The 12,214-nt window shown below is 57.4% G+C and carries 8 protein-coding genes and 1 tRNA gene; 5 read left to right on the top strand and 4 right to left on the bottom strand.

Annotated elements, in window-relative coordinates; translation table 11 throughout:
- The first annotated feature begins 378 nt into the window (after positions 1-378).
- From AC0L20_RS08465 to AC0L20_RS08455, 3 genes are all read left to right on the top strand, one after another.
- Positions 379-1,125, top strand: a complete 747-nt coding sequence (locus tag AC0L20_RS08465; protein ID WP_473288165.1) for a hypothetical protein — start codon at positions 379-381, stop codon at positions 1,123-1,125.
- 116 nt (positions 1,126-1,241) lie between these two features.
- Positions 1,242-2,204, top strand: coding sequence for a DUF3616 domain-containing protein (locus AC0L20_RS08460; protein ID WP_473288164.1), 963 nt, complete (start codon positions 1,242-1,244; stop codon positions 2,202-2,204).
- A 159-nt stretch (positions 2,205-2,363) separates the two neighbouring features.
- Positions 2,364-3,194: a hypothetical protein gene (locus AC0L20_RS08455; protein WP_456767924.1), complete on the top strand. Its 831-nt coding sequence runs from the start codon at positions 2,364-2,366 to the stop codon at positions 3,192-3,194.
- A 120-nt stretch (positions 3,195-3,314) separates the two neighbouring features.
- On the opposite strand, the gene AC0L20_RS08450 is transcribed toward AC0L20_RS08455, so the two are convergent.
- Genes AC0L20_RS08450 through AC0L20_RS08440 form a run of 3 tightly spaced genes read right to left on the bottom strand, consistent with a single transcriptional unit; the run spans position 3,315 to position 7,496 of the window.
- Positions 3,315-5,582 carry an NACHT domain-containing protein gene (locus tag AC0L20_RS08450; protein WP_473288163.1) on the bottom strand — a complete coding sequence of 756 codons (2,268 nt, stop codon included), beginning with the start codon at positions 5,580-5,582 and terminating at the stop codon, positions 3,315-3,317.
- Between the two features lie 7 nt (positions 5,583-5,589).
- Positions 5,590-7,023 carry a class I SAM-dependent methyltransferase gene (locus tag AC0L20_RS08445; protein WP_473288162.1) on the bottom strand — a complete coding sequence of 478 codons (1,434 nt, stop codon included), beginning with the start codon at positions 7,021-7,023 and terminating at the stop codon, positions 5,590-5,592.
- An 8-nt stretch (positions 7,024-7,031) separates the two neighbouring features.
- Positions 7,032-7,496, bottom strand: a complete 465-nt coding sequence (locus tag AC0L20_RS08440; protein ID WP_456767921.1) for an aminoacyl-tRNA deacylase — start codon at positions 7,494-7,496, stop codon at positions 7,032-7,034.
- A 431-nt stretch (positions 7,497-7,927) separates the two neighbouring features.
- On the opposite strand from AC0L20_RS08440, the gene AC0L20_RS08435 reads away from it, so the two are divergent.
- Together AC0L20_RS08435 and AC0L20_RS08430 are read left to right on the top strand one after the other, a co-directional pair.
- A complete protein-coding gene (locus AC0L20_RS08435) occupies positions 7,928-8,644 on the top strand; it encodes a hypothetical protein (RefSeq protein ID WP_473288161.1) in 717 nt (238 codons plus the stop codon).
- A 90-nt stretch (positions 8,645-8,734) separates the two neighbouring features.
- On the top strand, positions 8,735-11,278 hold the full coding sequence (locus tag AC0L20_RS08430) for a P-loop NTPase fold protein (RefSeq protein WP_456767919.1): 2,544 nt from the start codon (positions 8,735-8,737) through the stop codon (positions 11,276-11,278).
- A 352-nt stretch (positions 11,279-11,630) separates the two neighbouring features.
- On the opposite strand, the gene AC0L20_RS08425 is transcribed toward AC0L20_RS08430, so the two are convergent.
- A tRNA-Lys gene (locus tag AC0L20_RS08425) sits at positions 11,631-11,763 on the bottom strand.
- Positions 11,764-12,214: the final 451 nt, after the last annotated feature.

Here is a 12,214-nt window from a genome sequence, read left to right as displayed (position 1 = left end):
CCGGCGTCGGCCAAATCCAAACACTGCTGGCATGTGGCGCGCCGCCAGGAGAGAAGTTCTGGAGGGCGCCGCTGGAAGTTGTGAATATTGAACGACATCTTGCCGAACGATACTAGGGAGATCACTGGGCTTCCCCAGCAAGTTAATGAATTTTGCATGGCTGGCGCGATAGGGCAGGAATTACAGTCGCTTACGCGGGTAACCATACCTTGAAATCGTGCAAGCCCAAGGCTCCTTTCGTCGGGGGTCCTGTCCGCGGCTGGGCACTCGTTCAAGCGGTCCTACTGGGGTTTATCCTAGGGTACCGCCCGATCGCCTGGAGTTAGGATCGCGCTCGCAGCCGGGCGTGTCGCGACACGCTCATTCAGGAGCGCGCAGATGGCCGTCGAGCAGCAGTATCCAGAAATCGTCGAATATCTCGACACGTCCGACAACTACACAAACACGGGAGCCGAGTTCAAGCTTGGCAACGACCGCTATCTCTTGGTCACTCAGAAAGGCGTCGATGGCCAGCAGCTTCTGTTCAAGTGGAACGGCACCAAGTTCGACTTCTGGGACAATGAAACGATAATTGATAGTCGACAGGCTCTCGCGGGCTTCTCCCCTGTGCCCGACATCACAGTCGCCGGCACGATCGCGACCTGTGGGCCAAGCAGCGCGACCGACCACGACAACGTCTATCAGTACGCGCTGACACAGGTGAACGTGTTCGATTCAAGCTCTGGTCCCGATGGTGGAAACCTAGCTTGCTGCTGGACCGTCAGGCACATCGTGTACAACGCCCTCAGACGTTGGATAACGTTGACGGACGGCACTCAGGTTTTTGGGCAAGAGCTGCACGCCTGCTTCCACGCGGGATCGGATGAGGGCCAGGTGCCGCCTGGCGGGATCATTATCTCTCCTACGCAAAACGTTCCTGGTTCGAAGCGCAGAAACATCGGACATGTCGGTATTCTCGGGACAGGCGCTGGCGACCAACGGCTGGTGTACTCGAACTCTTCAAGTCTGGCCAAGTTCGAGCAGAACTACACCGTAGGAAGCTGGAAGCAGAGATATAAGGTCACGAAAGGTCTCGACGTGCTCTTCTACTCCCTGCCGGTAAAGTCGCTGCCGGCAACGTCGTGACAATCCCTAGCGTGGGCTTTCGCTTTGGAGCAGCTCGGCGACCAAATTCGGTTGCCCAGGAGCCTGTCATAATGACGGGCCTTTGGCATTGACCGTGAAATTCTCGCGGAGATCACATGTCCAGACCACATTTCATCGCATTAGCTGCACTGGCCATCCTTGCAGGTCCGGCCGATGCCGAGACGGCTACCGTGTACCGCGAAATGTGCGATGCGTCTGCTGCCGTCGCGCTCGATAAGGACCACTTCGTAGTGGCGGACGACGAACTCAACGTTTTGCGCATCTACCGGCGCGGCCAACCCGACTCCGTCGCTCAGGTTGATTTATCTTCGTTCCTCGGGACGAAACCGGACAAGGAGTCTGACATCGAGGGTGCCGCTACGATCGGCAACACAATATTCTGGATCTCGTCCCACGGTACGAACAAGGAGGGAAAAGTCCAGGACCGTCGACGAAGACTGTTCGCAACTGAAATCGTCGCGGGGTCCGTGCCTTCGGTACAAGCGGTCGGCAAGCCTTACTCCAGCCTCATCGAGGACCTTTCGACAGATCCGGGGCTCGCCAAGTACGGCCTGGCGGAAGCCGCAAAGAAGCCGCCCAAGTCGAAGGGCGCCCTAAATATAGAGGGATTGGCGGACACAGTCGACGGCAAACTCTTGATCGGGTTTCGCAATCCCTTGCTGCCAGGCGACAAGGCTTTGGTGGTCCCGATCGAAAATCCACAGGATGTGATCTCAGGCGCGTCGGCGAAGCTCGGCCCGCCTATCGAGATCAAGCTCGGGGGTCGAGGCATTCGCAGCTTTGAACGAGTGGGCGCCAGTTATCTGATCGTCGCCGGGCCAATCGATGGCAACGGAGGCTTTGACCTGTACCGCTGGTCGGGCGACCCGAACGATGACCCAACGATCGTCGCGAACGCGGGATTGGCCGGTCTGATTCCAGAGGCTTTGTTCGCAATCCCGGACACCGTGGAGGTGCAAATTCTTAGCGACGACGGCACGGTCGACGTCAGCGGAAAGGAATGCAAAGATGCGCAGCGCGCGTCTCAATCCTTTCGCGGCGTGACGGTCAAGCCATAGTCACTTCCGGCTGCAGGTCCCGCCCTTCGACTGCTCTCACTCAGCTCGGCACGACGGCGTCGCCTACGCGGCGGCCAGCAACGAAGTCCGGCAGTCCGTTGCGGAGCAATCTGGAGTCGGATACCGACCCTCCATCGCTCGTTAAGCGGAGCCGAGACAATGCAACCACAGTATCGCTACCTGGCAAAGGAGCGGCTCGAAAAGGCGGGCGAACTTCTAGATACAGGTGACGATGACAGCCTGATCTACGCGTGCCTTGAGCTTCGGAAGTGCCTTGAAGCGCTCTCGTACGAACTCCTAATGGGGTACTTGAGCGAGGTGCCTCTCAAGGCCCTGGAAACCTGGCAGCCTGACAAGGTGATGAGGGAATTGCTTAGGACGGACCCCGGTGCCGACCACAGCTCGGGGCTCCGCATGCGTAGAGAAGGCGCCGACGGCGAACCTGAAGGTGATTGGATCGACCTCGGGGAAGATCGCCGCTTAAAGGCCGACTGGAGCGCCAAGGCTTACCATCAGCTTGGCAGCTATCTTCACGTCCCTACGATCAAGCAGTCGCGCTCAGGTCTATCGCCTGACGTCGAACCGATTCGACAGCGGGTGGAAGCCATACGAGTGCAGTTGACGTATGTTCTGGACACCTCGATCTGGAATGCGAACTTTTCGCTGTCAGTCACGCTTGCTTGCACCGAGTGCGAGGCTCCTATCAAGCGCAGGTCTTCAGTGCTTGAGAAGGGCGCGCCTGTGGAATGTGGCAACTGCGGCCAGCTTTTCGACGCCGAGCCACGGCCCGACGGCACATATTTCTTCGTGCCCCACTCCTATAGTTGGAGCTGCAAGAACTGCAACGAGCCGCGTTCGATTTTGCAAGTCAAAGCAAAGCCGAACGTGGATGTGAGCTGTCCGAAGTGCGGCGATCGCGCGACTTTGCGTATGGATCAACGTTTTATCCTCATACGCGAAGCAGAGAAAGACATCCCAACGACGGACTAGCCGATCGGTCGAACCAGCAATTAGCTGCTCTGCGAGGCGGCGCGATAAACTTTGGATCGCGATTACGATCGCGCGATTAGGGTTCCAGACCTTTGCACGCGAGCCAGTTTTCAAAGGCGCTCAACTGAGGGCGAGCGGATACTTGTAATAGTGCGGGCTCGAAAGATCGTAACGATCTTGCCCATATTGAGCCTTGGCCCACCTCGCCCAGTCTCGAATTTCGGGGCTCGTCGCTTGCTGGGCGTTCAAAAGCACTTTGAGGCTCCTGGGGTCACTGGTGTTGCCCAGAGCCCACACGATATTTGCTTTGATTCTTGGAGAGCCTTCCGTGCGGTACTTATCGTGCAAGAAGGGAACGTTTTCACCGTCCCGCATCTCGCCCAGCGCGTCCACGATAGAGTTGCGAAGATAGATGTCAGACTTCGCGTAGAGCTTCTGCAAGACCGGTCCATCCTCGACGATACGCTTCTCCCCGATCTCTTCGATGATATATCGCTTTATCCAGGTTGGTGTGCCTTGATCCAGCAATATCTGGTGCCTTCGGGATCGATCGGCCAGCAATTCACGCCGGAGCTTGTGCCACTTCCACTTCTTACGGTCAGAGATAGCCGCGCAAGTTTCACCGAAAAAATAGCGATCGTCGGGATTGGGACTCCGGTTCAGCCGTGTTCTCAATACCCCCTCCGCCGCCGTGTGCTGGCGCATACCGATAATTTCGGCACCAGTACGTCGGGCACGGGCATCCTTGCTGTCGATTAGCGCGATGGCCGTCGGCAGCGCAGAAGGCGAACGCAGCTTCCGAAGCGCCCAGAGGGAGATCCTCGCCGTGTCCAGATCAGGAGAGGCGATGCCGTTGAGCACCGCATTTAAGGCGCTTTGAATTTTCTGAAGGCCGATCGTCTCGATAGCCGAGTAGGTAAGCTCACCTTTCGTCGAGCGGACACAGCTCGCAACCGCGTTCTGCAGCTTCCTGGGCAGTCGAGGGCCGTATCCAGCGCACTTTAGCGCAACCCGCACGGTTTCGACATTCTTGGAACGCAGTGCGTGCGGAAGCAGTTCTCCAAGAGCCGACGATTTTGTGGCCAACGCAATCCGAAGTGCGTTGATCATTATCCAGCGAGATCTCGTTTGGCTTTGGCGGGCGATCTTGATCAAAGTTCGCCAATCGATCCGCTGGTCAAGCAGCGATATGAAAAAGATCGTCTCGGAGCTCAACGGGCCCAGGGAAATCACGCCGGGTCGCGCCAGCGCCAAGTCGGCTATCCACGCGTCAGCCAAAAAGAAATGATAGAACGATTGGTGGGAGAAGCGGAACCTGTCGTCGCGTCGTTGAACCAGAAGATCGGCGGGCGCCTCACCAGGGATTGATGCAAGAACTGCCAATCGTTCGGCATTCAGCCTTCGGCTAAAGGCCACCATATCCTCCGAAGCGATCCAGGCGTCCTGCTTCTTGAACAGCTCGATTGCGAGCAATCTGCAGGATCGGTGCAACTCCGCTGAGGGAATGGACACCTGCTGCGCTCTTCTCTTCAAAAGGCCTGCCGCATACTCTGAGTAGAGGGCACCTAGGGGAATTCGTCCCTTTCTGCTCCTCCGCAAGGTTTCCCCGATCATTCCGAGGAGCAACGGCCGCGCGGCAAGCTCAGCCAACCCGTAGGTGCGCTCGATGTCCCCCTTGAGCTTTGCAGCGTCCGGCCCAAACCGCCGCTTCAGATAGCGAAGCTGCTGCGCCGGCGTGAACTCCAGCAACTCTGCAATTTGAAAAAAGGGCGTGATTAGGCCGGACTCGGACTTGCGATCAACCGAAGGAGCGCCCCATACCTTGTCGAGACGAGCGAACATATTCGATCGACCAGCCAGAACAAGGCGAGGATGCCTGAGGGAAAGATCGCCGATCGTCTGAAATACGCGATCAAGATCGCCTACCCCGCGTAGGCTCGGCACTTCATCGATCTCATCCAGTATGATAACTCGATCTTCGCGATCGATAACCTCCCGCCAATCACCATCCCTGGCAAGCAACCCAGCCTCTGCCAGTCTGGCCCTAAAGTAGCCATGCAAGCCGCCGTAGGCTTTGAGCTCGCTCAACGAGAATAGCAAAGGAACGGGAGACTTGGCGTCGCTTAGGCGGGCCTTTGCCAGTTCGTAGGCAAGCCTCCTACAAATGTAGGATTTTCCGGACCCATACTCCCCTAGAAGCAGCAGCGGCGGAGAGTCCTGATCGCGAGCCCAGCCGAGAAGATAGTTGATCGCGTCTGCCGAGGCCCTGTCGACGCGCAACCTGGCTGGAACGTAAAATCGAGAATCCATCTCCAGTTCGTGCGACTCGATCAGCGAAGTCAAAAAGCTGGTCGATGGATGATCCTCGTTTGGCACCGCGGACGACATCCATGCGCTACTTGTGCGCTGCGACGCAAAAGTAAAAGCCGCGCCGAGGAAGAAGCTTCGCCAAGTCTCCGTCTATCTGATGCAGGGTCTCATTGAATCCGCTCTTAAAGCCATCCAGGACCAAGTTAACGTGCTGATATGAGGCAAAGTCCACGCACGCCTTCGTTCCGACACAGGCACCATGTCGAAAATGAACCTTACTCTTCGATCGCTTCGGGTCGTTCGTCGTCAAGCGCGCCAAGTATTCCTTTCGCGCGCTGCCGTATAGAGCAGGAAAGGTCTCGATCGGCGCAGTACTTTTTACTGGCTTGAAACCGACCAGGCTGATCAGGCCTTCCACGTCATCTGGGTGGAACGTGAAGCAACTGATGTATCTATCTCCCAATCGCATTGTATTCTCATCCCGGTCGATGCTGATCGCGAAATGGGACGCCGGATTCCCGAGCTTCCCCCTTATCATTTCGTCAAATTCAAACGTGATCGCATCACGATTGTAGCCATTGAACGTGACCAGGCCACCGGGCTTCAGGACGTTGTAAACGTTGGGAAGCGTTTTGTGGGTGTTCGAGAAGCACAGGATGCCGAAGCTTGCGACTACGATGTCGAAATAGTTCGCCGGCCAACGCAGATCTTCCGCAATCCGGCGAACGAAGTTTATCTTGCTGAACTCCGCCTTTGCCAGAAAGTGGGGCAAACGGCGTTTTGCCATCCCAAAATACATCGGAGCAAAATCGACGGCGGTTATCGTTGCGATCTTTTGATTGATTTCGCGGTCGGTCAGTAAGAGCTCTTCGAAGCGCCCCGTTCCGCAACCCAGGTCCAGAATATGGAGCGGTTGCGACGCGGTACGGATGTGCTCGCGCACATGCCTGAGGACGAACTCGTTCTCCCATAGGACCGCGCTGACCGTCGCTGGGCTTCCGAGCTCTTCCTCGTCGTAACCCGTCGCAAATTCGTTCTCGACCCGCAGTGTATTGATTAGATACGGGAGGGCATCGAGCGCCGCCTCCAGATCGACCATCAGAGTATCTTCGTTGAGCGGGATGACCCCTGCCCTGCCCATCGCCCAATTCTGCAACGGGTCTTTTACATTTGAGTTCGCGATCAGGGGCAATCCCGCACCCAACACCGACGAGATTATGTTGCCTGCCGGCGCTGGAAGTTCGTCGAATATGGAGTCGGAAATGGAGATCTTGTCCTTCCCCTGCTTTGACTTAAATTCCGCATCGATGATCACGGCATGGGTCTCGATCGAACCATCTGCCAGTCCTATGATCTCGCTGACGATCTGCCGCAGCCTGTCCTTCAGCGAGATCTTGCTGCGAGCCTGCTCGTTGATGTGAAATGGCTTGATCAGGTATGTCGGCGCCAGAATATGCTGGCACCGGTCGATCAGCTTGGCATCGGCCGACACAACGGCGATGTTCCAGGTACTTGTCATTTGTGACCCTAGTCCGAGATCTTCGCGATCGCTGCACTGGTGGCGGACGCCAGCTCGAGCGGATTGATATTGATACCGAGTTTGAGGTTGCCGCTGCTGACATTTATAATCGAGTGCTTCGTGAGGCTCTCGTCGACAACGACGGCCACCTTCTTATTGACGAGGGCAATGAGGGGCGTCACCGCGCCCACCTGCAGACCGATCGTCGCTTCGACATGCGATCGCTCGACGATCTGAACCTTTTTCCCGTTCAGATGCCTTTTGATCTGCTTGAGGTCCGCACGCCGGTCGCCCGGTACAACAGCAACGAGAGTTGAGCCATCCCCGATTCTAAGAAGCATTGCCTTCGCCACCTGGCTCAGACTTATGCCGAGCGACTTGGCCACGCCGTCGGCGGTGAAAATCTCGTCCGAGAACGGTGTCTCCTGAAACTGGAGCCCCAAGGCAGATAGAGCCGCTAACAGATCAGTCATCACTTCTTTCCGATTGCAGCAATGGAGCCATCACAGACCGCGGCGGCCGGTCGATGCCGCCACCCCAGAATTCCCGCGCGCCCATGCAGAAGAACCTGCCGATTTCCGCAATAATTCAGCTTCCCTGCATACGAGCGACACGACCGAAGCTATCAGCGGGTAAGTCGGCGGCTACTCGGGAACTCCCTAGGCGCATTCTTCGCTCGAAGTGGTTTGCTGGGGGCAAAGGGTCTCATCGAGCCGCGCCCGATCAGGATTCCCGCTGGCGGGCTGGCGTGGCGGCCTGGGAAAGTCCTATCGTACAGTCCCCGGTAGGCGGAGACTGGCGAGCCGGGACTGTAGTCTGAGCACGGAGGCGCTCTGGTTGCCTTGGACCCGCGGCCCTCCCGGCTGATGCCGATGCGGGGCGATCGTTGCCGAGGGGAAGAGATATGGATCAGCAGCAGGTAACCGACTCAGTCTCGATCTTTCTTTACGCCGCACGGGAACAGGAATTGAAGTCGATCAGCGCTTACCCTGAGCTGGTGGAGGCGTTAGATCGATTGAATGCGGTGTTTGACGGAATTCCGTCGGTACCTATAGCCGGTCCCGCACTCCCTCCACTGCTGCTCTCCCAGGCCCATAGCTCGTTCTTAGCCGCCGTGAGAATGAGTCTCGCAGGACAAGTGCACGTGGCCTATGGCGCTTTGCGCTCCAGCATCGAATGCGCTCTGTACGCCCTCATGATGCGGCATCAACCGTGGACGCAGGAAGTCTGGATCAACCGGCAGAGCAATCGACGGGCCTGCCGGGACACTTTTACATTCGGCGCTGGGTTGGCAATCCTGAAGAAGATGGATGCTCCTCTCGCTCAGTTGATCCAAGAGCTCTACGACGCAGCCATCGACAATGGAGCCCATCCAAACATTCTGTCGCTCGGTAGGCACCTCGACTTCAGTGACTGGGACGAAGCGAACGGTTTAAGGAACATCCTACTCTTGCCCGAGGACGACCAATCAGTCGATGGCGTCCTTCACTCGTGCCTGCTAGTCGGCGCTGCCGTGGCGTCCATTTACCCGTACGTGATGCCCGAACACGGTCCGGCGATCGCGGCTCCTCAAGATGCCAAGCTGACGCTTCAGAGCGTGATTGCATCAGTTACCGACTAGGATGTCCCGGCGCATCGTTTGGTGCGGAAGCAAGGAGCCGTGTTTCGGCTATTACAGCATTAGCTTTCCCGTCGACCAGGGGCAAGGAAGATGGCCGATTCGTTTGAGGTAGATGTCGAGCAAATAGCAGCCACCGTGCTGTCCAACTCCGAAATCACCGGAGTGAGGCTTTCGGCGTTGGCGATGCGCCTCTTTGCAGAGGCCGCCAGACTGCTGCGATACAAAAAATCGGAGCAGGACCAACTGTCGTCCACGACCTACACGCTCGCCGCGTATCTATATGGACGAAGACTTCAGTACGAAACCGCTTCCGACGAGCAACGAGCGCTGAAAAAAGCGATACAGGACCTGAACTCCGAAGTTCTGGACGAGATCGCGGAATCGTTCTTCACCAGCGTTCCCGACGTTCCAGGAGACTCCTCCGATTATCCGACCGCGGACGATCTGGGCGATGTAGTGCTGGGAATTGGTACCAGGGCCTTGATCGCTGGGCGGCCGAGCGGGGAGCTGCTAAATGCCGACGTCTTACTTCGGATGCTGCTAGACAACCCCAGCACCGGGGTTTACCGCCGGGTGCACGAGGAACAGGGCCGCTCGGTAGAGCAGCCTGGGGATGCCCCGGGACAAGAGGTCGAACCGCCCAATCTCGAGGATAGATCCGGGTCAGGCCGGCACGTGAAAATCGTTCGTGAGGCGACCCTAGAAGAACTGGGGCTAAATGCCCTTGATTATGCCAAAGCACTTGCCACGATTCTGCGTGTTTCTGAAGGAGAGTTCAATTTTGCCCTGTTTGGAAAATGGGGCAGCGGAAAGACGACTCTGCTGCGATTGCTCAAACCACTTCTCGAAGATTCGTCGGAATACAGGAAAAATGTTTCCGTGCCGAGAACTGAGCGCTATGCGGATCGCGAGTACAAAGTCGTGGTGCACAACGCGTGGAAGTACAGGAAACCACCGGAATCATGGATATTCCTTTACAAGAGCCTTGCCGCCGCCGCAGCGAGCTCTGCCGGGCCGCTAGAACGATGGACATTAGCCCTTCGTTCAAATAGCGGGCGACACGGTCGCGGCGGCCTGCTCATTTCTTTGGTTCTACTGGCTATCGCCCTGGCCCCGATGGAGGCCAAGCTTCAGCTTGCGAGCTTGCTCGTTTCGGCTTTGGGCCTTTCTACCGTGTTTTATCTCGTGATGATCACGACGAGCACGCACAAGAAGGTGAAGCAGCTCTTCGATCGCAACTTACGCCTCGTCGGCCCTGAAGAAAATCTTGGGATGCTGGCACTGATAGGTGACGATGTTCGCGCGCTTCTGAAAGCATGGACAAAGGAGCCTTCCGCCGCGAAGCAACGACAGGAGTATCCTATCTGGCCGCTCTTCGGCCTCGCGGTCGTATCGCTGCTTTGGGCAACGTCGTTGTGCCTAGGCTCAATATTCGAACTGCCAGATTCGATAAAGGATGTCGTCACAAAGATTTGGCCGCGCGAGAACGGGCCGCACCTCATCGACTTCACGCATTGGATGGTTTGGGCGCTTTGGACGGTCTGCGGAGTAAGCCTCCTTTTGTTGCCCTACATAGCGAACTCCCGTCGACCCGACAGGATCCTACTCGTTATCGACGACCTAGATAGATGCGAGGCTTCCGAAATGCTCAGTGTCATCGAGAACGTTCGACTCCTTCTCGACGATCAAGACATCAATGAGCGCATGCAGGTGCTGATGCTTGTAGACGAGGGCGTGCTCAACCACGCAGTCGCACTCAGATATGAGACCATGATAACGGAGCGCGCGAAATCTTCTGACTATCAAGGAGCGACCGATCCGCATAGCGCTGCCTCGGCGGAAATTGTAGCCGAGCAGATCGAGAAGCTGTTCGCATGCCATCTCCGACTGTCGCGTCTGTCTGACGACGACGTCGTCCAATTGGTGCGGAAACTCGCCGGACATGAAAACGCACAAAGAAAGCTGAAAGAGCAAAGGGAGCGACGACGAGCTGCAAAGGCGGACCTCGACAAGGCCATGCTGGAAGAAAAGTACGAGAACGAGCAATACAACGCCATGGCTTGGGGAAGACCTTTACCCGGCCGGCAGCAACGGCCGATGCAATCAAGGTTGCGTGTATGGATCGATCATGTGACGACAACGGGAACGGCAAAGAGAAGAGCCGAGAAAGAGAACGAGCCTATCGATGACAGCAGTCGGAGGATCGCCGGCATGAGCGAAGAACAAAGGATGGCTCGGCATCCGGACGACAGAGCGGCGCTCACGAGGACTCGGGCCCAAACGAGCGAGATGCGGCGCATTTACGACAGCCTACCCGCCGAGAGTGATTCTGTTACCGTGAACGCGTTCGAGGCTCCCTTCGAGGCGAACGACGTCCGGTTTTCGGACGCCGAGGTCGAAATCTTGAGTGGGTTCATGCCATCCTATTTCCGGACGCTAAGTCGGCGACCCAGCCCGCGGTCGATCAAGGCGCTATTGTTCAAACTGCAGCTCGCGCGACTTCTGATGCAATTGCGGTTTCCGAATCATTCCACCGAGCAATTCGACAAGCTGCTCCAAGCCTTCCAGCAGGAGGCGCTTGGAGCTTCGGCCGACAATGGACCGCACGCTCTCATTGTGCGGCAGGTCATCTAACCTGGTGAAAAAGCCAAGGGCCCACCGGCACCGTCCTCGCGACCATGGAGGGGTGTCGCAGACTGGCCGAGCCGACGACCTTCTGCTCGGGCCCTCAAGCCTCGACTCAAGGCACCGAGGGTGTCCGCGGTCGCTGTGGCCAGCGATGCTGATTGGAGCCACGCCACGGTGAGGAGACCATCGTGCCTCGTCCACGGAGACCGCCCAAAGCCAGAAGAGGTAAACGACGCCGTGTTTGACACGTGGGATCGTCAGCTCGCCAGTAAGGTTTGTGACCCGAGAGTGACCCAAGCGCGCAGACGCAAGCCGCGTCTTCGCGAGGATCGTCCAACCTAAGATTTCTCTGAGAGATTGGTGGGCGCACCAGGGCTCGAACCTGGGACCCGCTGATTAAGAGTCAGGTGCTCGAATAATCGATTGTGCGCAGGTCTTCCCTAATGCGAGGTCTCTCTGACATCTAGGTACCGATTGGCCCCGCGACGCCCTTACAAGCCCCATACCTCTCGGCAAATGGATGCAATTCGTCCTTTTTGCACGCCACAGCTACCCGGCAGCTATGCTTAAGCTCTGGACCTCTTTGTTCCTGGAGAAGTCTGCGCTTCTATTGCCTCCGCGGGTCACGGTTCGGACGCAGGCATGGGCGGGAAGACTCCGATCGAGGCATTAGGGGCGCCAGATGGTGGCAAGAAGCTGCACGCTACGAAGCGGCCACGCAAAAACCGTGGCATGCCGCCGCCCGCGACGTTCGACGTCGATACTCTGCCCGGTAGCTCCAATTTGACGGCATTAGAGACGGCCGCGGTCATCCGGCGCACGCCTGGCGCGCTGGAGCAGTGGCGGCGCGATCCGAACCACCCGCTGAAATGGCGTTACGTCGATGGTCGCCCCCTCTATCGTGTCGATGCGGTGCGCGACTATCTGGCCATGTACGATAAG

The organism is Bradyrhizobium sp. Kon58, from assembly GCF_055807455.1.
Note: the sequence above shows the minus strand (reverse complement) of the source record. Positions and strands in the feature narration are given on the sequence as shown.